At 44.3% G+C, this 21,258-nt stretch carries 30 protein-coding genes; 9 read left to right on the top strand and 21 right to left on the bottom strand.

The features are described 5' to 3' along the window. Positions 1-273 precede the first annotated feature (273 nt). Entirely contained in the window at positions 274-669 is a 396-nt protein-coding gene (locus C6H66_RS00860) for a VOC family protein (RefSeq protein WP_046395133.1), read from the top strand. A gap of 88 nt (positions 670-757) precedes the next feature. Here the strand turns inward: C6H66_RS00860 and C6H66_RS00855 are convergent, their stop codons facing one another. The 21 genes from C6H66_RS00855 to C6H66_RS00760 all read right to left on the bottom strand — a co-directional run bounded on the left by C6H66_RS00855 (position 758) and on the right by C6H66_RS00760 (position 14,440). Then, entirely contained in the window at positions 758-1,207 is a 450-nt protein-coding gene (locus tag C6H66_RS00855) for a lysis protein (RefSeq protein ID WP_105394534.1), read from the bottom strand. A 9-nt stretch (positions 1,208-1,216) separates the two neighbouring features. Beyond that, positions 1,217-1,618 (bottom strand): structural protein, encoded by a 402-nt coding sequence (locus C6H66_RS00850; RefSeq protein ID WP_036775334.1) that lies wholly within the window; start codon positions 1,616-1,618, stop codon positions 1,217-1,219. A gap of 9 nt (positions 1,619-1,627) precedes the next feature. Continuing rightward, on the bottom strand, positions 1,628-1,954 hold the full coding sequence (locus tag C6H66_RS00845; RefSeq protein ID WP_036775333.1) for a phage holin, lambda family: 327 nt from the start codon (positions 1,952-1,954) through the stop codon (positions 1,628-1,630). Positions 1,955-2,887: 933 nt separating this feature from the next. Then, positions 2,888-3,715, bottom strand: a complete 828-nt coding sequence (locus C6H66_RS00840) for a glycosyltransferase (protein WP_105394533.1) — start codon at positions 3,713-3,715, stop codon at positions 2,888-2,890. 604 nt (positions 3,716-4,319) lie between these two features. Next, on the bottom strand, positions 4,320-4,709 hold the full coding sequence (locus C6H66_RS00835; RefSeq protein ID WP_105394532.1) for a YscW family type III secretion system pilotin: 390 nt from the start codon (positions 4,707-4,709) through the stop codon (positions 4,320-4,322). Further along, complete coding sequence (locus tag C6H66_RS00830) at positions 4,706-4,939, bottom strand: T3SS regulon translocated regulator ExsE family protein (RefSeq protein ID WP_046395137.1); 234 nt, start codon at positions 4,937-4,939, stop codon at positions 4,706-4,708. The genes C6H66_RS00835 and C6H66_RS00830 overlap by 4 nt, the downstream gene beginning before the upstream one ends. Continuing rightward, positions 4,936-5,382: a type III secretion system chaperone gene (locus tag C6H66_RS00825; protein WP_269468834.1), complete on the bottom strand. Its 447-nt coding sequence runs from the start codon at positions 5,380-5,382 to the stop codon at positions 4,936-4,938. Before C6H66_RS00825 ends, C6H66_RS00830 begins: the two co-directional genes overlap by 4 nt. Then, complete coding sequence (locus C6H66_RS27210; protein WP_256448142.1) at positions 5,379-5,507, bottom strand: hypothetical protein; 129 nt, start codon at positions 5,505-5,507, stop codon at positions 5,379-5,381. Before C6H66_RS27210 ends, C6H66_RS00825 begins: the two co-directional genes overlap by 4 nt. A gap of 93 nt (positions 5,508-5,600) precedes the next feature. Further along, positions 5,601-6,491 (bottom strand): YopD family type III secretion system translocon subunit, encoded by an 891-nt coding sequence (locus C6H66_RS00820; protein WP_105394531.1) that lies wholly within the window; start codon positions 6,489-6,491, stop codon positions 5,601-5,603. Between the two features lie 11 nt (positions 6,492-6,502). After that, complete coding sequence (gene sctE, locus C6H66_RS00815; protein ID WP_105394530.1) at positions 6,503-7,681, bottom strand: type III secretion system translocon subunit SseC family protein; 1,179 nt, start codon at positions 7,679-7,681, stop codon at positions 6,503-6,505. Next, complete coding sequence (locus C6H66_RS00810; protein ID WP_046395139.1) at positions 7,662-8,171, bottom strand: SycD/LcrH family type III secretion system chaperone; 510 nt, start codon at positions 8,169-8,171, stop codon at positions 7,662-7,664. Before C6H66_RS00810 ends, sctE begins: the two co-directional genes overlap by 20 nt. Before the next feature lie 9 nt (positions 8,172-8,180). After that, positions 8,181-9,110: a virulence-associated V antigen gene (locus tag C6H66_RS00805; RefSeq protein ID WP_046395140.1), complete on the bottom strand. Its 930-nt coding sequence runs from the start codon at positions 9,108-9,110 to the stop codon at positions 8,181-8,183. A gap of 11 nt (positions 9,111-9,121) precedes the next feature. Continuing rightward, a complete protein-coding gene (locus C6H66_RS00800) occupies positions 9,122-9,400 on the bottom strand; it encodes an LcrG family type III secretion system chaperone (RefSeq protein WP_046395141.1) in 279 nt (92 codons plus the stop codon). Then, entirely contained in the window at positions 9,400-9,876 is a 477-nt protein-coding gene (locus C6H66_RS00795; protein ID WP_105394529.1) for an LcrR family type III secretion system chaperone, read from the bottom strand. The genes C6H66_RS00800 and C6H66_RS00795 overlap by 1 nt, the downstream gene beginning before the upstream one ends. After that, positions 9,873-11,990 (bottom strand): type III secretion system export apparatus subunit SctV, encoded by a 2,118-nt coding sequence (sctV, locus tag C6H66_RS00790; RefSeq protein WP_046395143.1) that lies wholly within the window; start codon positions 11,988-11,990, stop codon positions 9,873-9,875. The genes C6H66_RS00795 and sctV overlap by 4 nt, the downstream gene beginning before the upstream one ends. Further along, entirely contained in the window at positions 11,987-12,316 is a 330-nt protein-coding gene (gene sctY / locus C6H66_RS00785) for a type III secretion system chaperone SctY (RefSeq protein ID WP_046395144.1), read from the bottom strand. The genes sctV and sctY overlap by 4 nt, the downstream gene beginning before the upstream one ends. A 2-nt stretch (positions 12,317-12,318) precedes the next feature. Continuing rightward, positions 12,319-12,684, bottom strand: coding sequence for a YscX family type III secretion system protein SctX (gene sctX / locus C6H66_RS00780; RefSeq protein ID WP_036775307.1), 366 nt, complete (start codon positions 12,682-12,684; stop codon positions 12,319-12,321). Beyond that, a complete protein-coding gene (gene sycN, locus C6H66_RS00775; RefSeq protein WP_046395145.1) occupies positions 12,681-13,052 on the bottom strand; it encodes a type III secretion chaperone SycN in 372 nt (123 codons plus the stop codon). Before sycN ends, sctX begins: the two co-directional genes overlap by 4 nt. Next, positions 13,049-13,336, bottom strand: a complete 288-nt coding sequence (locus C6H66_RS00770) for a TyeA family type III secretion system gatekeeper subunit (RefSeq protein WP_036775304.1) — start codon at positions 13,334-13,336, stop codon at positions 13,049-13,051. Before C6H66_RS00770 ends, sycN begins: the two co-directional genes overlap by 4 nt. Beyond that, positions 13,317-14,189 carry a type III secretion system gatekeeper subunit SctW gene (sctW, locus tag C6H66_RS00765; protein ID WP_105394528.1) on the bottom strand — a complete coding sequence of 291 codons (873 nt, stop codon included), beginning with the start codon at positions 14,187-14,189 and terminating at the stop codon, positions 13,317-13,319. The genes C6H66_RS00770 and sctW overlap by 20 nt, the downstream gene beginning before the upstream one ends. A gap of 71 nt (positions 14,190-14,260) precedes the next feature. Next, complete coding sequence (locus C6H66_RS00760) at positions 14,261-14,440, bottom strand: hypothetical protein (RefSeq protein WP_146111004.1); 180 nt, start codon at positions 14,438-14,440, stop codon at positions 14,261-14,263. A 55-nt stretch (positions 14,441-14,495) separates the two neighbouring features. Here C6H66_RS00760 and sctN point away from each other — a divergent pair, with 55 nt between their 5' ends. From sctN to sctU, 8 genes are read left to right on the top strand one after another with little or no spacing between them, the layout of a single operon-like run. Continuing rightward, a complete protein-coding gene (sctN, locus tag C6H66_RS00755) occupies positions 14,496-15,818 on the top strand; it encodes a type III secretion system ATPase SctN (protein ID WP_105394527.1) in 1,323 nt (440 codons plus the stop codon). After that, complete coding sequence (locus C6H66_RS00750; RefSeq protein ID WP_036775296.1) at positions 15,818-16,279, top strand: type III secretion protein; 462 nt, start codon at positions 15,818-15,820, stop codon at positions 16,277-16,279. The genes sctN and C6H66_RS00750 overlap by 1 nt, the downstream gene beginning before the upstream one ends. Before the next feature lie 11 nt (positions 16,280-16,290). Continuing rightward, on the top strand, positions 16,291-17,502 hold the full coding sequence (locus C6H66_RS00745; protein ID WP_105394526.1) for a type III secretion system needle length determinant: 1,212 nt from the start codon (positions 16,291-16,293) through the stop codon (positions 17,500-17,502). Then, positions 17,499-18,428, top strand: coding sequence for a type III secretion system cytoplasmic ring protein SctQ (gene sctQ, locus C6H66_RS00740; protein WP_105394525.1), 930 nt, complete (start codon positions 17,499-17,501; stop codon positions 18,426-18,428). The genes C6H66_RS00745 and sctQ overlap by 4 nt, the downstream gene beginning before the upstream one ends. After that, the gene (gene sctR / locus C6H66_RS00735) at positions 18,425-19,078 is read left to right on the top strand and encodes a type III secretion system export apparatus subunit SctR (RefSeq protein WP_046395151.1); all 654 of its coding nucleotides are present in this window, start codon (positions 18,425-18,427) and stop codon (positions 19,076-19,078) included. Before sctQ ends, sctR begins: the two co-directional genes overlap by 4 nt. A 2-nt stretch (positions 19,079-19,080) precedes the next feature. Further along, a complete protein-coding gene (sctS, locus tag C6H66_RS00730) occupies positions 19,081-19,347 on the top strand; it encodes a type III secretion system export apparatus subunit SctS (protein WP_036775290.1) in 267 nt (88 codons plus the stop codon). Beyond that, positions 19,344-20,132, top strand: coding sequence for a type III secretion system export apparatus subunit SctT (gene sctT, locus C6H66_RS00725; RefSeq protein WP_046395152.1), 789 nt, complete (start codon positions 19,344-19,346; stop codon positions 20,130-20,132). The genes sctS and sctT overlap by 4 nt, the downstream gene beginning before the upstream one ends. Beyond that, positions 20,129-21,184: a type III secretion system export apparatus subunit SctU gene (sctU, locus tag C6H66_RS00720; protein ID WP_046395153.1), complete on the top strand. Its 1,056-nt coding sequence runs from the start codon at positions 20,129-20,131 to the stop codon at positions 21,182-21,184. Before sctT ends, sctU begins: the two co-directional genes overlap by 4 nt. Positions 21,185-21,258: the final 74 nt, after the last annotated feature.

Genomic DNA, 21,258 nt, shown 5'->3' with positions numbered 1-21,258 from the left:
TGTTCATATAAGAAACTTTAGTAATTAAGATGATAGAAAATAAAAAAAACAACCAACTAACCTATCAAAAAACTCCAATTATAAAACCATAAATTTTGCCATATTATAAATAATAGCTCGGTAGTATCGAATATTTTTAGATTGTTTTAATTTTGAAGCTCACCACTTTGTACTTTTCTCGTTTATCAACTACCATTATCGATTGTTTTATATAGCAATAGAAGATCCGAGAATTGGGCATATTCCACAAAAACTTTATCAACTGGGATTACCATGAAAAAATCAACCATACTAAGAATCGCCAGACCAACTGACAACTTAACTAAAATTTCTGAAATGTACTGCCAAGGTTTAGGATTTATTATCCTGGAGCAATTCGAAGATCATGAAAATTTTGATGGTATTATTCTAGGGCATCCAAACCATCTCTGGCATCTCGAATTTACCCATCATCGTGGCACAACAGTAGGAAGATCCCCCACGCAGGACAATTTATTGGCCTTCTATATATCAGACCATTCAGAATGGTTAGAGCAGATATCATTAATGAAAAACGCTGGCTTTATTGCAGTCCCCTCTTACAACCCATATTGGGATATTGATGGTAAAACATTCGAAGATATTGATGGTTATCGGGTTGTGTTACAAAACACAGTATTCCCTGTTTGATTATTAATCGACCTTAAGCATACTTGCCCTAATAACCAACCCATACCTACGTTGTTTTATATTACGCAATAACATTATCAAAACTCAGCTATTGACACTGAGTTTTGATATATTCTTGCAAGTATTTCGTTTGCTGTTCGTTCTCAACAATCATTCTTCGGAGATCGAAATAATCTTGTTCAGCTGCTGGGTTAAGTCGTGGGGGGACTGCATGGCCCACGCTGCCGGAGGAACCGGCTTTGCCTTGATTACAGGTGGCCGCGATGCGCAACCGGCGATGACCAGCGGCAACATCGTTGCGAAGCACATCAATTTCAGATTTCGCATGAGCAAGCTCCTTTGTATGCTGATTATCCAGTTCAGACAGGAGCCTTATCCGCTCCTGCTGATTAACGATTTCATTCTGCTGCTCCAGCAACTCACTCTGTAGCTTAACTGTCGTATCAAGCTGTTTGGTATACTTACCGTAATAGTGGTAAGCCAGAAGCGAGACAAGCGCTAGTGCAATAACAGTATAACCATGAGAGTTAAACTTCATAATATCGCTCTACAAAAGTGAAAATGCTTTATCAATGACCGCATTGCTATAAGGCTGACTACCATTTTCCATGGTAATAACGGACTTAAGAAGCTTTGTCATAAATACTTCATTAAATACATCAACAACCTGATCACAAGTCACTTCAGTGTCTTTACATACATGGCTAATATAAGCATCAGTATTATTTTCATTATGGGGAGCCCATCGTGAAATGATACCTTTCACTGTTTTAAGGCCATGTTTCCGATTGTAATTATGCAGAATTTTAATCATTGCCCGAATACCATATTCAGGGCTGACAAACTGGCAGAAAGATTTATCGGTACGTTGTGATTCCGGTACCAAACCTTGCCAGTCATCACCCCAACGAATGTTGCCAGGGTTATTATTTCGAATACCTCTGCTCATAATTCACTCCTACTGTTTATTGCCTGTTTTGTTATTAACAACTTTTCTTAAGATCTGACCAAAATAGTCAGTTCCCAGATAACCAATAATCACACTGCCGATGTAAGCCAAGTCCGTGCTCATACCAAAAAAATTCAACACATCACGGATAAACCAAGCAATCATGGCACACATAATAGAATCCATAATTGACGTCCAAAATTTACCGCCGTTATATCGACCTCTGAGATAAGCCATTGCGGCAGCCAGTGCCGCTCCTATACCTTGTTCTTTGACTGACAGCAACCATACCCATAGCTGCATCCAGATGTCAGGCTGTTTATCCATGTATTTCATCCTTTACTCCCATTCATATAATGGGAATCCATAGGCTGCCGTGTAGCCTTAAATTTCAGTTAATAGGAATACTGCGAAATCAGTAGAATAAGAAAAGGCCACACATAGCGCAGCCTTAAATTTTATAAGGTGATTACTTACATTTAGTATAATATCGAGCTCATCAACAAACTCTGGTTGTATGTCATTACGTATAAGGGAATAATAATAATTAACAGATACATAATTTATTAAGGCATTAACTATTCCAATTAAACAATACTCTTTCTGTTAGCTATTATTCTACAAGAAACCATATTCTATCTATTTTTTAATTTCCCAATAATCCATCCTTCAATCAAAAGCAAAGAATTATTACTTCGCCTTGAACTTGCTACTTTCAAGTATCAACATGACCACCATACACTTAAACTCTGGAATGTATTTTTATCTTGTTATAGTGATCTCATTTCTGCTGATTCATTTAAAAACAAAATAAACGCTAAATCAAGGCTAAATCACTTCTCCATCTTTCTTCCTAATATAAAAACCTTTGTTTCTATCAATTTGCGCAAATACCCCTAAATGTATGCTGATATTTTCAATCATTTAACCTGGAAAAATGAACGTTCACAGGAAGATTTTTGTTACTCAAACAAACAATTATATCCAAAATATTTTATATCCTCACCGCCAACTTAAATGTTGGATTACCCTTCCCAATAGATTGTGAAATGACAAAGTAATCAGGTGAAAACAATTAAAAAAATAGAGCATCTAACATATCATAGCCACTAGCCCATAAATCTCCTTAATACTAATATTAGATTACAACGTATAATGAACCACAATTCATGATAATTATGTACACCTGGTAATAAATCTCTCAAAGCAATTTTTTCAATAAAACGTTTCGCAAGTAATTTTTTTAAGGCAGGATCTTTTATCCTTTTTCTATACAAAATAAAAAAAACTGCCAACCTCTCGTATTGCATGACGGCTCAGTGATCTTCTTAACGACTTTTCACCTTTAATTTCTTTTGAGATGTTAATAATTGAATCAACTACAGTAATATAGCTATCAGCCCGATGATATAATTTTTTAATTTCTTTTGAGCGAGTTATTGATTCCAAATTATGTCGATAACAATATAATAACTCCTCACAAAAGCCAATTCGATTCGCGATAAGTGACAAATTAATGGTCCATAAAATATCTTCGTGAAGGGTATTGTCTTTAAAACTTAGCTGGTTATTTATAATCAGCTCCTTTTTAATAAGTTGTAACCAAACAAAATGTGGCCATTCCCTATATTCAACACAATATTCTATCCACTCTTTACCCGTTAATACCCTACCATAAGGTTGTCTACGTGTTATTCTTTTATTCTCTTGTAAGAATGGATCTTCTGTAAAACTGACTCCATTACCAATTAGCACATCTAATTTCTGTTCAATAGCTTGATCAAGCCACTTTCTTAATGTTCTCGGTTTCAACCAATCGTCACTATCAACAAATAAAATCCACTCTCCTCTCGCATACTTTATGCCATAATTTCTGGCTATTGAAACACCACGATTTTCTTGATTAAAGATCCGTATTCTATTATCTCTTTTTTTATACTCATTAATGACTTCTAAGCTATTATCCGTTGAGCCATCATTAATAATGACAACCTCAAAGTTAATATTTTCTTGCGCAGATATTGAATCTAACAAACAGGCTATATAGTTTTCATTATTAAAAATAGGGATAATGATAGTAATATCAAACTGAAACATCTATGGTCCTTTTAATAAGTTAGTTGTTTTTGATAAGAACATTATTTTCATAGTAAAAATGTGCCTTTTCCCCATTGCGATTCACAGACCATACAATATTTTAAGCATCAGTTACAGATGGAATTAAAATTTTCCTTAAAAAAGTAGATGGTTAAGTGTGATAATGATGAAATGATATATCTGTAATTTACGCATTACCGCTTCTTGTAAAGATAGGAACAGTTATTCAAACCTATTGGAACAGTTTAAATAAATCGGTAAATGTAGCAGATAAAATTAACAGAATATTTTTGATTTACCAAGATTGCTGTAATCTTATATATACAAATACAATTAAATATTTTAAGGCAAAAAACAAATGTAATCAAAAATAAGAAATAGAAGAAATAGAAGAAATAGAATAAAACAATAGAGAAGGGCAAAAAATATTAATTATCTTTACTAGCCATAATAATATAACAGACGTAAAGATTATCATGACCTAATTAGCAAATAATATTAAAATAGATATTATAGTAGATAATACTCTTATTTAACCTATAATCAAATGGCATTTAAAAGGCAATATTATTGCCTTATTTATTAATGAAGAAATATTTAAAACTCATAGACATTCTGGATAACACGCTAAAGGAGACAACTGCACTATAATCCTTTTTCCTGCAACAACTCGTTGTTGGCTTTTCGCCTGTACCGCTCGTTTCCCATCCCAACGTAAACGAGTCCTTAAGAATAGCTCACTATGAGAAAACTGTGGGCTTAAACGCATAGAAAAAGTGAGGGGTAACATGTCCAAGCGATAATACATCTCACCCACTGTCAATACTTTACCTTCAACCACAGTAAGCAACGACACCTCAACGTCTGCCGTTTTAGGCAGAGAAACCGGCATGGTCACATCTCCCTCAATCAACCGTGATGCATCATGCTTGACTACTTCACTGACACAACCAGTAATCAGCAAGCACAACAAGACCAGCCCTATTTTGGTCACGGCTGGCTGATCCTACGTTGTGACAACGGAGTATGCTGCCCATCCAACAAACGCTGCAATGTTGTCTCATGTTCAAGCCCTACGACAAGACCTCTACTTAGCACCACAGAAAGTGGCTCATTAACATTTTGCGGTATGTGTCCCAAAGTAACCTGACGGCCGCAACAAAGACTATTATTTTCATGGGGCACGCTTGTTAAATGAATGGGTAACGAATTTTCAATTTTCATACTCGCATTCCCAAAGATTCGCGCTGTTGAGAGTCAGCCGGAAGTTGAGCCTGCAATAACTCCTGCCAAAACTCAGCATGATCCAACATACTTGATAGGCTTTCTTCAAAGAGAGCCAAATTTAGCCGACTAGCTGACATCTGCCGATAAAGCTGTACCATTAGCGTTGACTCATCAAAACCAAAATGAAGATCAAACTGATACCAATGACGATTAAAACTTGCTAATTGACGGAAAATCCCTTCTCCAACCGCAGTGATATCAGCTACATCTATCTGTAAAACGAGCTGGTCGCGTTCAGGAATTAAGATCAAAGAGAGGTGAAGGTGCTCATCAAAACAGAGAGCGGCCACACCTTCATGATTTAAAGCCAGGTGCGGCAAGCCGAATTTAACAGCAAATTCAGACAAAACTTGGTTGACGATGGCTATCACATCCATCATGGGTTACTCCTGCTAGAGAAGGCAATCAGACCAACTTGAACTACCGAATGGTCAAACAAACGGGTTACTCCCGCAGAAAAGGGGGCCAGTTTACTACCATCATCTTTTGTGCCTCTGTCACTCAAGGGCAATTCTTTTAATAAAAAGGTCACACCAATAAGAGCGCACCTCTCGGTGCACTCAGACTTATTGTCCAACACAGATCTATTCTGCCAGCATTACACCACGCCTGTCGCCGCGCGCCATGCCTGGACATGACTCTGATAAAGCTGCTGTATCAATTGCAAAACCTCTCTCATAAAATTGTTATTCAATGAGATCTGATCTTCACTCTTCTGTTTTTCATGTTGAGAAATAGATGAATCCACTTCATGTTCCTTAGCTTTAGCTTGAGCCAGTCCCTGTTCTACCTGCACCGAATTATTGGACATACTCTCTAAAGATTTCATCACTGAACTTAAGAACTGCTGCTTACTGTTACGACTTTCAAAAACCAAGGTAATAGATTTCAGAGCACTCTTGTCAGCATCTTGTGCTACATTCCATACTCTACCAATTGCTGCCCGATCCGCATCGCTACTCTTACCTAACTGTTGCAACTTAAGATCGATTAATTCGTTACGACCAGCAATATTACCTTCCAACGTCTTCTGCTGCTTAATCGCTTGACTGTTTTTAGAGGAAGAAAAACCACCTATCAGCCCCGAACCAATTGTCATTAAGCCTGAAACCACTGCCATAGCAATCATCAACTTAGCGCCATGTCGCATCTCATCCACTTGTGACTTCTGAGCATCAATGGACGCTTTATTCTCAGTGTCACGCTGCAAAATACCCAGTTCACGCATTCTCTTGGCAATCTCAAACAGCAGCGACATCATATCCAGCGTATTATTTAATTCTTGTCCGACGTTTCCTAAGCGACTGGGATCGAAGCTCTGTTTCGGTACAATCAATTCAACCGTATCCGTGAGCCTAATTTTTTCCGGCTGTTGAACAGCAGCTTCATGTGCTGTCGGTGTCGGCGTGGAGATTTTATCAGTCACAATATCAACACTGTTATTGACACTGCTCACCTGAGAACTATTGATATTATTAATAGCTTCCATCTTCTTATTCCCTAAATTTCCTGTGGTCGGCTGGCAAGGTTATTTATCATGTCTCCCCTAGCATTGAGCATCTGGAAAATCATTTCCATCACATGTTGGAAAGACTCTACCATTTGGGACAACTCCTCTTTGAGCCTGTCCATCACAGCCTGAAATGCGGTCAATTCGCTACGCGAAAGTTGCACATCAGCTTGTCGGTTAGCCGCTTTACTCTGGAAGGCCGCATTGGTAGTTTGAGCGGCGCCATTAGCAAGATCCACTGTCATGTCACTTACCTGTACAACCACTTTCACGCTCCGAGCCGTAGCATTTGCTGCCGTACCTGCGACTTTTGCAGAGAGTTCCGCTGCCTTTATTGCCATCTTAGCAGTCACCTCAGCCACTTTACTGCCCATTTTAGCGCCCATTTTCGCTATCAAACCCGCGGCTGAACCACCGAAACTAACCGCCGCCGCCGCTACAGCCATCGTAACCTCAATCGCCGTTATAACTGGCCCCAGCCATTTCATGGTTTCCTTGCTGATTAAACCCGCTTTAGCCGCTTCTTGTAGTCCTTGAGAGACCACCCCCATTACCCCTCCGGCAATCAGTAAAGCGCCTGCTACCGCACCAACACCGGTGGCAACCATAATTGCTCCGACCACAATTGAAGCAATCGCACTGATCCAACCAAAGATCTTGGAAAATAATCCAGATTTCTGCGCCTCTTTAGCAGAATTTTCAGCTTCTTTAATCTTCTGCTGGTTCTCATCCATTTTCTGCAAGCTTTCCTGACGCGCCCGCTGGATATCTTGGATCTTGAGCTTTGTTTGATTACGCTCGATCTCGCTGGTCAATTTGCCCAATTCAATCTCTATTGCTTCAGATGAAGACAACACGAGAGAGGACAACCGCGAAGTTGTTTCTGTCAGCTTTGCTGTCAGCGCCTTTATCAGCCCTGTAGCCTGCTTGGACTCTTGTATAATCGATTCGAGCTTAACCATTTCTTCTCGCCCAAGGCGAGCATTACTCACCGCCAATGGCGCTGGCAATGATACCCTTCGTGACTTAGCTACATCAGCCGACAAGTTACTTGCCTGGCTAGGCGTAACAAGCTGCTCTCCTTTAGGGGGTGTAGCCACAGAGATATCATCAACCAGTAGACTCCTTTCCGGTTGAGAAACTCGGTAATCATTTGTTATCGGAATCATCTTTCTGAGTCCTTTTTATTGTGATGGCTTCTAACATTGCACTGGAACTGGCAGCTAAAGCAGCCTGTTCCGGCAAAGCGGCCGCAAGTTGTTGAGCCGAGTAGAAGCCACTCTCAGCCCCATCAAGTTCTCCTAATTGCAGGAGACATTCGGCAGCATGAAATGGAAAACGGGGTTCATTAATATCAAGCATCGCTCCGTAGCTATAGCTTTGAATCGCCTGTTCCAGTTGCCCCATTGCCTGACGGCACGCACCCAATCCAAGGAAGAACCGGGAATCATAGTGATCCAACATACACAAAGCCTGGAATATCTTATGTGCATCCTGCCATTTGCCTGACTGATACTGGTTGAACGCTAATGAGTAAAGTTGCTCCAACGTATCACTAGAAATATCCTTCAACATGGCAAAGGTGCCGCCATCATGAAGAAAAGATTCCAGCTCTTGTGCATATTGGTCAGAAGTCGTTGATGTTTCTTGATGCTCCATAATCATTCCTTAAATTGCGCCGAGAATATTGCGCATGATGCTGTCATACTTTTGAATAAAACGGTTTAACGCCTCGATAGCCGCGTTATAACGGGAACTCGCCTCATTTAAACGTGTTGTTTTTTCCTGGACAGTATTGTTTAGCGGATTTACACGATCATTAACCGAAGTAGAGAAATTGGCTAACTTATTATTATCCTTGTCATATTTATATAAATCCTCCAGACCTGTCATAGCGCCACTCTGCTTATTAGAACTTTCTAAAAACTTTTTAATAGAGAGGTTTGGTGATCCCTCGGATATCTTGATTAGCAGTTTATATTCAGCACTTTTCTCAAAAGCAGCCTGATCGCTAAAACCATACCTGGTATGGTCCAACAAATTGAAGGAACCGGAATCGGTAATCTTAAGCTCCCCATTAGCTGCTAATTTCGCATTAATCTCCGATTGAATAACACTGTAAATCTTTAACTCTGCGGTCAATGCAGCCAATTCATCACGCAACTCAAGTCGTTTTTTATCATGACCTAACATAACAGACTCAAATACCCCAATTACATCATCATCAAGACGATCCGGCGTTAAATTAAAATGAACCACAGCCAGAAAATCCCTTAATGTCCAATCAGTTTTTAATGTCGGGCTATTCAAGAAGGATTTAAGATTCTTGATGCCATTCTTTATTTGGCTATCGAAATGACCATCTTTGACAATAGCGTCCGCTGGCAGAAAATAGGCAATCAGTTTTTTCAGGAGATCCTTATTTTTATTTTCAGTGATAACATCAGAACCAGATTTAATCTTGATCCCCTTATTAAGAATAAGCTCAACCAATCCATCAAGCTCCGAAGATCCAGAACCTTTTAATTGAGCTAACGAAACCTTTTCTAGATCTGCCAAGAAAAGCTGTGGGTCATTTTGATATGGCCTAATTTCCACCTTCAAACTCCTTACACAATAATGCCACGCATACGAGGTGGGCGACGGAGACGCTTTCCCTCTTCCAGAGAGGGTGGTTGATTGCTTCGTAAGCGATTAACTTCTGTCAGCAATTCTTGCTCAGCATTCTGAACCAAAGTAACGTCAGTATGACCAAACAGTTCTGTACCCACATTTGGGTTGATGCCAAGAGACTGCCACATCTCCTGCAATAGTTGCAGTCTGTGATCGCTATCCTTAATAGCTGCCTCAGCAGCTTGTAGTACCTTAGCGTTAGGCTTCTCTTGCATCAGTGACTCCTATAATAAAGAGAGATATTGATTCTTCCTGTCAAAGTTAGACTTTTTTTTTGTTGTTTTCTCATTTGATGTAGCGAGATAACACAACTGGCTTCTAACTCGAACCAGCCAGGCGCGACCTCACTCGCACCGGTCCAACGGTGATAAAAGCGGGCCAAACGTTCATCATTAAGGGGAGAATCAACCAAAGTATTAACTTGACCATAAAGCCGGCTACCCGGCCCAAGCACTGCCATCGTTGCTGTTGCCAACAGATAAAGAGGCGCAAATGGATTAGCCAGTCCTCGACGCTGCCGGGTGCGACGTAACATGATGATCCAAACTCGCGGCTTATCATAGCGCCAGGCAATTTCACAATCTTCATACCACACACGCCAACCAAGAGCGATCGCGCTACTTCCCATATAGTGAGGGTGAACCGAATAACCCCGCTCCTCAAACCAAGGCGTAAGTGGATCACGGTTCATAGACACACCCTGCCAAGAGGTTGGATATTGATCTGTTGAGTCAACTCTTGATACGAGAGCACAGGCAAGCCGTGGTGATCACCTTCAATTAACTTACGGACATAGCGACGAATATCCATTGATACGATTAACACTGGTTTATTCTGCATCTGTGTTAAATCGCCCACTGTTTTCTTCATCTGTTCAAGGAAACTTTGTGTCACCGCTGGGTCCAGCGCCAGATAACTACCTGCGCTCGTTTGACGAATACCACTCCGGATCTGCTCCTCTACCTGTTGATCCAACAAATAGGCGGGCAGGATATTGTTACCATTAGCATACTTGTAACAAATGTAACGCTTGAGACTACTGCGAATATATTCCGTTAATTGCACTACATCTTTCTCCTTCTGCCCCCACACCACCATAGCTTCAAGAATCGCGCGTGTATTACGAATGGAGATATCCTCACCGACCAACCGTTGCAATATCTCAGTCATCCGCTGCAATGGAATGATGCGCATGGCCTCCTTGACCAATTCACCATAGCTACCCTCCATCTGTTCCAGAAGATAACGGGTTTCCTGCACGCCAATAAAATCTTCAGCATACTCCCGCAACACATGTGATAAATGCCAGGTGATCACCTGAGACATGGATAAAACCGCCAGCTTAGACTTCACCAAACGTTCCTGATGAGCTTCGGCTACCCACAGGGTTGGCTGATTAGGTAATAGCGGTTCCCCCTCTTCATAAGGAATAGCCAACAATTCCAACTGACTGACCGGTTCCTGCACCAGCAAATGTAATGAACGTAGCCGACCACGAGCAACAGGCACCTCTTGTAGCTGGATCAGGTATTCCCCCTCCTTCATTCCCTCATTAAAGCGTAAGTGGATACCCGGAAATGGTACCCCTAAATCCAAATAGAGGGCGCGTCGTACCCGTATTAATTCATCATTCAGTGAAATAGCTTCCAGTTCAGCCTGTAGTCCCGCGTCCACATCAATAAGCAAAGGAACCGTCATCGCAAATTCCTCTTTCTCACTAAGCTTTCCAGCTTTGGCCTTACTACCGCTTTTGGGTTTAGGTTTGGCTGCCGGAGCGCCTGCTCCTTGGGCTAATAGGCTAGGAAGATCCGTTTCCTGGCTAGCGCTGGCTTGTCTCTGGCGTTGGAACAGCAAATAACCGCCACCTGCCACCACCAGTGCAAGCGTTAAGAAGGTTAATGTAGGGAATCCGGGAATAAGGCCAAATAGCACCAATAAAACACCGCCAATCAGCAGTGCCTTTGGTTGGGCAACAACCTGCTCGCCGATCTCATTACCCAGATCCGAGGCGTCTTCCGACGAAACCCGGGTAACAATGATACCTGCGGTGATAGCAATCAATAGTGCCGGAACCTGAGAGACCATACCATCACCAACGGTCAAAATAGCGTAGAGCTGCAATGCATCAGCCGCCGACATCCCTTTCTGGGTGACGCCTATGGTTATCCCACCCAAAATGTTGACAAAGATGATGAGGAGACTTGCTATCGCATCACCCTTAACAAATTTCATCGCACCATCCATCGAACCAAACATCTGGCTCTCTTTTTCGATAATGCTACGCCTCTCTCTAGCCTCATTGACATCAATAACGCCGGCACGCATATCTCCGTCAATACTCATCTGTTTACCGGGCATGGCATCAAGGGAAAAACGGGCGCTCACCTCAGCTACACGTTCTGAACCTTTGGTTATGACTATAAATTGTACAATGGTGATGATCAGAAAGATCACTATCCCGACAATCAGGTTGCCACCAACAACGAAATCACCGAAGGTATAGACTATCTTACCGGCATCTGCTTGTAGAAGAATCATCCGAGTGGTACTGACGGAAAGCGCCAGACGAAATAGCGTTGTCACCAGTAAGACCGCAGGAAAAGCGGAAAACTGTAAGGGGGAATTGATATAGACCGCCATCATCATGAGCACAACAGAGATGGTCATATTAATAGCGATCAAAATGTCAAGCAGGATAGGCGGAAGCGGCAACACCATCATGAAGACCACGGCTAGCAACAATATTGCCAACATGATGTCCTTACGCTCGCCAATCAACCGCAATAACTCAAACCCACGGCTCATAATTGCGCCCCTTGAGCGAGATAACGTTGATAAGCACTGCGCGCTTCTTCCAGGTTCCCCTCCTGTTGACAGGCGCGGCTAACACAAAGCCAGAGGGCAGCGCTTTGTTCGCCCTGTTCTTGTAAGAGAGAGCAATGTTCTTTTGCTGCGCTTCCCTCTTGCAGTTTAAGTAATGAAACCACCAAGGCGCGACGCCCTTCCTGATGTTCTGGATGCAAAGCCAGTAATGCATCCAATAAAATACGCGCGCGGTCAGGATGACCGTATTGAAGTTGTAGCCAGCCGAGCAGCAACAGGGCGCTCTGCTGTTTAGCACTGAGAGTCATGGTCATACCTTGTGCAACAGGTGCAGAGCCATCTGCAACAACTGTTCATCTTGATTCATTTTTTCCAACAGGGAGACAGCATGCTGTACCCTGACGTCATCATCTTGTTGCAAAATTGTACGCAGACCACTCACAGCCTGACGGAAATCATGTGGGCGCAACAGAGAGTGAAACCCATCTTGCGGGCAAGCAAAAGCCAACAAAGCCTGATCAGCCTTGTTAGCGGGATAAAGACGTGCAGAGTGAGTCTCAACGGATTGACCATCGGGCAATAACGCGTAGCGATCAGGTAAACTAACCCCTATCTCTTCCCGACTGATCGCCGTTAGTTGTTCAATTCCTATGTGGGCGGCAGCGATTTTGCTCACGAAGCGAGCACCTCTCGCTGTACTCTTAACAAAGAGCGAAATGCCTGATGCAGCAAAGGCAAGGTTATATCTCGTTCGTCTAGTGTCACAAACAATAACAGGCGATCTTCCCCCAACCAGCCACAACGCAAGGGCAGTTCTGGCCCCTGACCACTGAAAGTGAGTAACATCGCCTTAACCATGACCTCTTTTCCCTGATGCCAGGGAATTTCTCTGGCCAGCCAAAGTGTTAATGCGCCACCATAGCGCTCAATTTGTAACGTACCAGAATACTCAAAATCGATTTGGATCAAGGGGCTAGAAACATCAGACATCTCCATACCCAAATCCTGACAAAACTGGAGTAACTGTGGCTCTATCCAGTTCATGATGCTCCCTCTCCCGACCACAATTCGTCTTCTTCTCTCTCAATCGCTGTATCCAGCGCCAGTTGACAAGCATTAAGCAAATTTTGACGCTGTTCTTCATCACTGAACACTTCTACCGGAATCAAGCGAATCAATCGCTTCAACTCCCGATAGAAATGAATTTGAGTTTGGCTATCCTGCAATCCCAAAGCATGACCGAGCATTTCAATATCCCGCACATTGGCCCAACGTTTCTCAACCAGAGAAACGACATCCCCCATAAGGTCAGAAGGCCCGTATGCCATGACTTTCCCCCTCTATCACGCTTTTCCATAACTGCTCAACCTGAACCGATAAGCTGTTAAGCAAACGGAGTTTATGCATGTCACTCATTACACGTTCCAGCTTAATCGGATCAAGTTGCCGCTGTTGGCTGTCTAGATCAGCGCTCAACGCTTTCATGATGAATCCTGTCACTTCCATCAGGGAGCTACTCTTGAAATTGGCTTGAATATCCCGCCAGGTAGCCGACAGCCCTTGATAATCCATCACTGCATCACGATAGATGTTGCGCAACGCTTGCAAGTTGCCAACCCCATTTCTCGCTGCTGTCGTGGCATCAGGCGTAATGCGAGCTCCCAACTCGATAGCAATCCCTTGCTCTTGCGCTAAACGTGACAACTCCTGATCAATCAATGTCAATATGGCATGTGCCTCCGGCCTGCCAGCCAGCGCGTCACGGGCCTGACTCAGCGCATAAAATTGCTCACTCACCTCGCCAGAGAAACTTTCCAGATAAGCCTGTAACTGAGCAATATTAGTCAGTTGAGCGCTATTTAAGTGAGAGATCAATGCCTTGACCTTTTGTTGACGCTCCAAATCCGGTACCTTCTGCAAATATTCGCCCACCAGCGCCTCAATTTCTCGTACCCTGGCATGCCCATCGCTAACTTTACGCTTGGAGAGCGGCATATCTTTGCGCTCCGAAAATGCAAAGGTCAGCTCTTCAGCCGCATCAGCAAAAGATTGGGATGCCGATACCAACACGACTTTCTCTCCCTGAAACTGACCAACCTTAGCCTGCTCCTGTTGTGCGGTAACCCCGGTACCCGGTTCTGATAAAGTTATCGAATGAAGATGATTCTGGATAATATCCATAGCCTACCTTGTCATATCAGAGTTAATAATGAACAAATTATAAAGATACCGTCCCAGCGCCTATGCCAAAATCAGTCGTGAATTTTTAGCAAAATCCGTCGTAATCCAAGGCAGAGTCCCATTGGTCTGGTGTAAAGCGCATCAAGCATGAACAATACGCCGTGAATAAGATCAGGAAATCTCACCGATAAAGCAGGGAACGTCCAGGCAAACTCCAACCATTTTCTAAAAACTCCCGACTCAGGTTGCAATCCCTCCCCCTCTCCCTTCTTTATAGTATTTGCAGCAGAGGTTATATAAACGATCATGAAGCTTTCCCTTGACCATATTCCCGGCCAAATGCGCCACGCCATTAATGAATGCCGGCTAATTCAGATTCGCGGCAGGGTTACACAGGTCACGGGTACACTACTTAAAGCCGTCATTCCTGGTGTACGGATAGGTGAACTTTGTCACTTACGTAATCCTGACAACACGCTGTCGCTTTTAGCGGAGGTGATTGGATTCCAACAACATCAAGCGCTGTTGACGCCACTTGGTGAAATGTTTGGTATCTCTTCAAATACCGAAGTCAGTCCAACCGGAGCCATGCACCAAGTTGGTGTAGGTGATTACCTGTTAGGACAAGTCCTTGATGGGCTAGGTAATCCGTTTGCCGGCGGCCAATTGCCGGAACCACAAGCTTGGTATCCCGTTTATCGAGATGCCCCGGCTCCTATGAGCCGTAAACGGATTGAACACCCGCTTTCACTCGGTGTACGCGCTATTGATGGCTTACTCACATGCGGTGAAGGCCAACGTATGGGGATTTTTGCCGCGGCGGGCGGCGGAAAAAGTACATTGCTATCTACGTTGATTCGTAGCGCCGAAGTTGATGTTACCGTGCTGGCGCTCATTGGTGAACGTGGCCGTGAAGTACGGGAATTCATCGAATCAGATCTCGGTGAAGAGGGACTAAAACGTTCAGTGTTGGTGGTCGCGACCTCAGATCGCCCGGCAATGGAGCGAGCTAAAGCAGGGTTTGTCGCTACGTCAATCGCTGAATATTTTCGTGATCAAGGCAAACGTGTACTGCTATTGATGGATTCTGTGACCCGTTTCGCCCGAGCGCAACGAGAAATAGGTTTAGCTGCCGGTGAACCACCAACCCGGCGTGGTTATCCTCCGTCAGTGTTCGCGGCTTTGCCACGATTAATGGAACGCGCGGGTCAATCCGACAAAGGTTCGATTACCGCCCTCTATACCGTATTGGTGGAAGGCGATGACATGACAGAACCCGTAGCAGATGAAACTCGATCTATCCTTGATGGTCACATTATTTTGTCACGCAAGCTGGCGGCGGCTAATCACTATCCCGCTATCGATGTACTACGTTCCGCCAGCAGGGTAATGAATCAAATTATTACTTCTGAACATCAGGCTCAAGCTGGCCTGTTACGCAACTGGTTAGCTAAATATGAAGAAGTGGAACTTTTGTTGCAGATTGGAGAGTATCAAAAGGGGCAAGATCTCGTTGCTGACAATGCCATTGCGCGTATTGACGCAATACGTAGCTGGTTACGCCAAGGCACTCATGAGCCAAGTGATTTACCGCAAACTTTAGCGCTATTACAGCAGATAACAAAATAATGATTAGCCGTTTACAACGCATAAAAGCTTTACGAGTCGAACGTGCTGAAAAACATTTTTCTCTGCAACAAATGAAACTGCAAACAGCCCGTCAAAACCATCAACAGGCTTTGCAAACCCTGCAAGATTACGGTCAATGGCGAATAGAAGAGGAACAGCGGCTTTTTGCACTGTGTCAGGGCAAGCCTATTGACCGTAAAGGTCTTGAACGCTGGCAACAACAAGTTGCCCTGTTGCGCGAAAATGAAGCGCAATTGGAAAAGCAAGCGGCTGAAATGAAAGAAAAAGTAGAGCTGGAACTCCGTCAATTACAAGAGTGTCAGCGTGTATTGCACCACGCACGCCAGCAGCAAGAAAAATTTAATGAATTGGGTCGTCAGCAACAAGAGGCGATCCGTGCCCAAGGTGAATACCAGGAAGAGCTGGAACAAGAAGAGTTCCATCGCCAAGAAAGAGTGTAAAACAGAAGAGTATGAACCCACTGACAGCTATCGGCAAAGGTGTCTCCTCCCTCCCAACGTCGTCTCCCACAGAGGCAGACGCAGATTTGCAACGCCGTTTCGAGCAAGCTATCACCTCTCATGCCGTCAACACGCGCCAGTCAACCACACGGCGGACAGAACAACCGTTAACTAACACGGCAGCAACGTTAACTAACACAACAACGTTAACTAACACAATAAATAGTAAAACAGCGGATCGGCATGCTACACATGACTCAGATGAGGAGCTTCCACTATTCGATTCTCCCCAACCGGTAATTGATGATCCGCGCAAGCAAGCCTTACCATTGACAGTCCATGACATGCCTGCGCCACCTCAAAATCAGAAAAAAAATTTATCGACCTCTGTTCATCGCCTTAGTGAGATCGCTAGCGAGATACAAGAGTCTCTGTCAGCACCTGGAATCCCAATGCATCGGCCAAACCTGAACGTCTTGTCTGATTCCGGCCTGAAACCGGTTGATATCACTGTGACTGGCCATCCTGACTCAACAATGACGCCTGTACAGCAAGACGCAAACGATGAACTGGCATATCATGCAGTGATGCAGACAGCACCTGGCCGATCCCCATCACAGCCAGACACACAACGCGGTACCACTCCTCACCAACAAACAGATCCGACTTTACCTATACCTGCTCGCTATACCAACGAAAGCAACATCACGGAAAAAAAAGCGTTGGATGAAGTCGAGACCTACCATTTGTTGGCATCAAAGCCAAAAGAATTTGACTCTCAATCCTCTTACTCCGGCGGATCAGATGGGAAAACCCCTTTCTTCCCACAAACACCACTCCTGCCAGGGGAACGCATCCTCGCCACGATGCAAGCAACTTCAACCATATCTCCCCTTTTGGAAGCATTGATCGACAAACTGAGTGTGGAGATCAGTATCGAACTCACACAGCAACCGCGTCCGGCAACATTACATTTAACACTTCCTAGCCTGGGGGCACTTGAGATCCAACTCACTAATGAGCACGGCAAACTTCAAATCGAGATTTTAGCGAATCCCGCAGCTCAACAACTCCTGAAACAGGCACGCTTTGAACTGATTGAACGTTTACAACTTCTTTACCCAACACAAACGGTTGAACTCTCCCTTCCGCCTCAAACGGATAGTGAACACGGATCACGTCAACGTCGCAGCGTATATGAAGAATGGAAAAAAGATGCATGAATGACCTAACCCTATCCAAAGTTTCATTAGAAGAATTAACGCTGCATCAGACCCTGAATCGCCACCAGCAACAATTTAGTTGGGATAATAGCCATCTCTCTCTGGATGTGGCCTCCCCTCCCCAAACGTTGGACAGGGTATTGATCGCCCATTGGCAAGGACAAACTTTTTCCTTTTACTGCCATGCAGCCGAGCTAGCATTGTGGCTTGCTCCTGATCTACAACAAGCGAATCTCACCTCGCTCCCTCAAGATCTGCTGCTGGCACTGCTGGAATATCAGAGCAAAGTGCTATCCACTCTGTCATGGTCAGCACTGCGTACCACGTCGGAACGCCCTTTGTCAGCTTGTTTACAATTACGCCTTGAACGGCCGGGGGCCACATTGCCGCTCTGGTTACCAGAGCCATCCCCTTTAATTGCTATATTGCCAGAACGTCAACCTGGCGAGTGCCTGTCTATTCCATTACGACTTTCTCTGCAATGGGGAGCAATAACCCTGACTTTAGATGCGTTTCGCACCCTGGAATCAGGGGATGTGCTGCTACTGCCCCCACAGCAACAACCAGATGCCCCTTTATTAGCGTATCTGGAAGGACGCCCTTGGGCTTACTTTAAATCCCATGACCATAAACTGGAGTTAATCACTATGCACACCCCCTCCTCTGACAATTCTGACGACACTCTGCCAGTAACGGACTTAAACGACCTGGAGGTTCATGTCAGTTTCGAAGTGGGTCGTCAGACCTTGGATCTACAGACACTCACCAGCCTGCAACCCGGTTCATTACTCGATCTTGGCGTTCCCTCAGACGGTGTAGTACGTATTCTTGTCAATCAGAAATGCCTGGGTTCAGGGCGGTTGGTCGATATTGAGGGGCGTCTGGGAGTAAGAGTCGAACATCTCTCCGTGGAGAAACAATCATGATCCAGCTACCGAACGAATTGGATCTCATCATCGGTCTGGCTTTACTGGCTCTGCTTCCCTTTATCGCGGTAATGGCAACCTCTTTTCTCAAACTGGCCGTGGTATTTTCCTTATTGCGTAACGCGTTGGGCGTACAGCAGATCCCACCCAACATGGCTATGTACGGATTAGCCATTATCCTCACTATCTATGTGATGGCTCCGGTGGGTTTCGCCACTCAAGATTACCTGCGTCAAAATGAAGTTTCATTCAGCAACTCACAATCAGTAGAGAAATTTGTGGAAGAGGGCCTGACACCTTACCGAAACTTTCTTAAACAGCATATCAAGCCCAGTGAACGCACTTTTTTTATCGACAGTACCCGACAAATTTGGCCAAGCCAGTACGCAGATCGGCTAGAACCAGACAGCTTGTTGATACTGTTACCCTCCTTTACAGTCAGTGAATTAACCCGAGCTTTTGAAATCGGGTTTCTGCTTTATCTGCCGTTTATTGCAATCGATCTCATTATTTCTAACATTCTGCTCGCAATGGGAATGATGATGGTTTCTCCAATGACTATCTCTCTTCCTTTCAAGTTACTGTTATTTGTCCTGCTTGATGGCTGGACACGCCTGACACACGGCCTTGTTATCAGTTACGGAGATTGAATATGAGTAATGCTGATATTTTGCATTTCACCAGCCAATCGCTCTGGTTAGTGTTAATCCTTTCCCTGCCTCCGGTACTCATGGCTGCGGCAGTGGGAACATTAGTCTCGCTAATCCAAGCACTCACCCAAATACAAGAACAAACATTGGGTTTTGTTATTAAATTAATCGCGGTCGTTATCACCTTGTTCGCGACAGCTACCTGGCTTGGCAACGAACTTTATAGCTTTGCCAACATGACCTTTCTTAAGGTGCCGCTGATCAAATGACCTTACCAGAGCTCCAGCAGCAAATGCTGGCTTATACCCTGCTATTACCGCGCATCATGAGCTGCTTTGTGATATTCCCTGTGCTCAGCAAACAGATGCTAGGTGGTGGGTTAATCCGCAACGGCGTGGCTTGTTCACTGGCCCTCTATGCTTACCCAACTGTAGCCGGCAACCCACTGCCCACATTAGGTAGCCTGGAGTTGACGCTGTTGCTCGGTAAAGAAGTCCTGCTTGGTTTGCTCATTGGCTTTATCGCTTCTATTCCATTTTGGGCGATGGAAGCCACCGGTTTTATTATAGATAACCAACGGGGAGCAACAATGGCGTCAGTGCTTAACCCTTCCTTGGGAAGTCAAACTTCACCCACAGGTCTGTTATTAACTCAAACGCTAATCACACTTTTTTTCTCCGGCGGCGCTTTTCTTAGCCTGCTTGGCGCTCTCTTTCAGAGCTATAACAGTTGGCCGGTAACGCAGTTCTTCCCCAACATTACCAACCAATGGCTCCATTTTTTCTATGGTCAGTTTAGTTATCTGCTGCAACTCTGCGCCCTGATGGCCGCCCCTTTGTTAATTGCCATGTTTCTGGCTGAGTTCGGGTTAGCACTGATTAGCCGCTTCGCTCCTTCTCTTAACGTTTTCGTGTTGGCAATGCCAATCAAAAGCGCAATTGCCAGCCTGCTACTGGTTATCTATATCCAGTTATTGATGCATCACGCCTATGACAAGGTGCTGTTAATTCTCTCCCCGGTACGCATGTTAATCCCTATTCTGGAGGCGCCATGAGTGGAGAAAAGACTGAAAAGCCTACCCCCAAGAAACTCCGGGATGCCCGGAAGAAAGGCCAGGTAACTAAAAGTAACGAAGTCGTCTCTACCTCCTTAATCTTGGGGCTAATCGGCATGATGATGGTCATGTCTGAATACTACTTGGAGCATCTGAGTAAACTGATGCTAATCCCGGCTAATCTGCTAGATAAACCCTTTCCCCAAGCCTTAAACCATGTGGTTGAAAACTTGATGCAGGAGCTGGTCTACCTCTGCTTGCCAATTCTGAGCGTTTCCGCTTTGCTATCGCTGGCTTCACACTTCGCCCAATACGGTTTTCTACTGAGTGGACATTCCATCAAACCTGATATTAAAAAGATCAATCCTGTTGAAGGCGCTAAAAGAATCTTCTCTATCAAGAGTCTGGTGGAATTCATCAAATCGATACTTAAAGTGGGGTTGCTCTGTACCTTAGTCTGGGTGACTTTGGCAGGCAACCTACAAGCGTTACTCTACCTACCAGAGTGTGGGGAGAAATGCATTACCCCTGTACTGGGAATGATGTTAACCCAGTTAATGACCGTGTGTGGCATTGGATTTATCGTGATCTCTATCGCTGATTATGCTTTCGAACACTACCAACATATTAAGCAGCTTAGAATGAGCAAAGACGAGATCAAACGGGAATACAAAGAGAGTGAAGGCAGCCCAGAGATCAAAAGTAAGCGACGTCAATTTCATCAAGAATTACAGTCGAGCAATATGCGTGCCAGCGTCAAGAACTCATCAGTGATCGTCGCCAACCCAACTCACATTGCGGTGGGTATCCGTTACAAGAAAGGGGAAACACCATTACCCCTTATCACGCTCAAGTTCACCGATGCTCAGGCCCTACAAGTTCGACGTATTGCCGAAGAGGAAGGTATTCCGGTGTTACAACGTATTCCTCTGGCACGGGCGCTTTATCAGGATGGCTTAATCGACCACTATATTCCTGCCGATCTCATCCAAGCTACCGCAGAAGTTTTACGCTGGCTAGAACAGTGGCAAGATCGTGCTCCTGAGTCGTAACCTGTTCCCAAATAGCGTTTTTTAACAGCGAAACTACATATATGACTGAGCATTGGCATTCAAAACACCTCGCC

It is taken from the genome of Photorhabdus hindustanensis (assembly GCF_002968995.1).
Lineage (GTDB): Bacteria > Pseudomonadota > Gammaproteobacteria > Enterobacterales > Enterobacteriaceae > Photorhabdus > Photorhabdus akhurstii.
Note: the sequence above shows the minus strand (reverse complement) of the source record. Positions and strands in the feature narration are given on the sequence as shown.

Bases quoted from the DNA above. Each gene is read 5' to 3' on its own strand.
- C6H66_RS00860 (WP_046395133.1), top strand. From the start codon at position 274: ATGAAAAAATCAACCATACTAAGAATCGCCAGACCAACTGACAACTTA.
- C6H66_RS00855 (WP_105394534.1), bottom strand. From the start codon at position 1,207: ATGAAGTTTAACTCTCATGGTTATACTGTTATTGCACTAGCGCTTGTC.
- C6H66_RS00850 (WP_036775334.1), bottom strand. From the start codon at position 1,618: ATGAGCAGAGGTATTCGAAATAATAACCCTGGCAACATTCGTTGGGGT.
- C6H66_RS00845 (WP_036775333.1), bottom strand. From the start codon at position 1,954: ATGAAATACATGGATAAACAGCCTGACATCTGGATGCAGCTATGGGTA.
- C6H66_RS00840 (WP_105394533.1), bottom strand. From the start codon at position 3,715: ATGTTTCAGTTTGATATTACTATCATTATCCCTATTTTTAATAATGAA.
- C6H66_RS00830 (WP_046395137.1), bottom strand. From the start codon at position 4,939: ATGAAAATTGAAAATTCGTTACCCATTCATTTAACAAGCGTGCCCCAT.
- C6H66_RS00825 (WP_269468834.1), bottom strand. From the start codon at position 5,382: ATGATGGATGTGATAGCCATCGTCAACCAAGTTTTGTCTGAATTTGCT.
- C6H66_RS00820 (WP_105394531.1), bottom strand. From the start codon at position 6,491: ATGGAAGCTATTAATAATATCAATAGTTCTCAGGTGAGCAGTGTCAAT.
- sctE (WP_105394530.1), bottom strand. From the start codon at position 7,681: ATGATTCCGATAACAAATGATTACCGAGTTTCTCAACCGGAAAGGAGT.
- C6H66_RS00810 (WP_046395139.1), bottom strand. From the start codon at position 8,171: ATGGAGCATCAAGAAACATCAACGACTTCTGACCAATATGCACAAGAG.
- C6H66_RS00800 (WP_046395141.1), bottom strand. From the start codon at position 9,400: ATGCAAGAGAAGCCTAACGCTAAGGTACTACAAGCTGCTGAGGCAGCT.
- C6H66_RS00795 (WP_105394529.1), bottom strand. From the start codon at position 9,876: ATGAACCGTGATCCACTTACGCCTTGGTTTGAGGAGCGGGGTTATTCG.
- sctV (WP_046395143.1), bottom strand. From the start codon at position 11,990: ATGAGCCGTGGGTTTGAGTTATTGCGGTTGATTGGCGAGCGTAAGGAC.
- sctY (WP_046395144.1), bottom strand. From the start codon at position 12,316: ATGACTCTCAGTGCTAAACAGCAGAGCGCCCTGTTGCTGCTCGGCTGG.
- sycN (WP_046395145.1), bottom strand. From the start codon at position 13,052: ATGAACTGGATAGAGCCACAGTTACTCCAGTTTTGTCAGGATTTGGGT.
- C6H66_RS00770 (WP_036775304.1), bottom strand. From the start codon at position 13,336: ATGGCATACGGGCCTTCTGACCTTATGGGGGATGTCGTTTCTCTGGTT.
- sctW (WP_105394528.1), bottom strand. From the start codon at position 14,189: ATGGATATTATCCAGAATCATCTTCATTCGATAACTTTATCAGAACCG.
- sctN (WP_105394527.1), top strand. From the start codon at position 14,496: ATGAAGCTTTCCCTTGACCATATTCCCGGCCAAATGCGCCACGCCATT.
- C6H66_RS00750 (WP_036775296.1), top strand. From the start codon at position 15,818: ATGATTAGCCGTTTACAACGCATAAAAGCTTTACGAGTCGAACGTGCT.
- C6H66_RS00745 (WP_105394526.1), top strand. From the start codon at position 16,291: ATGAACCCACTGACAGCTATCGGCAAAGGTGTCTCCTCCCTCCCAACG.
- sctQ (WP_105394525.1), top strand. From the start codon at position 17,499: ATGAATGACCTAACCCTATCCAAAGTTTCATTAGAAGAATTAACGCTG.
- sctR (WP_046395151.1), top strand. From the start codon at position 18,425: ATGATCCAGCTACCGAACGAATTGGATCTCATCATCGGTCTGGCTTTA.
- sctS (WP_036775290.1), top strand. From the start codon at position 19,081: ATGAGTAATGCTGATATTTTGCATTTCACCAGCCAATCGCTCTGGTTA.
- sctT (WP_046395152.1), top strand. From the start codon at position 19,344: ATGACCTTACCAGAGCTCCAGCAGCAAATGCTGGCTTATACCCTGCTA.
- sctU (WP_046395153.1), top strand. From the start codon at position 20,129: ATGAGTGGAGAAAAGACTGAAAAGCCTACCCCCAAGAAACTCCGGGAT.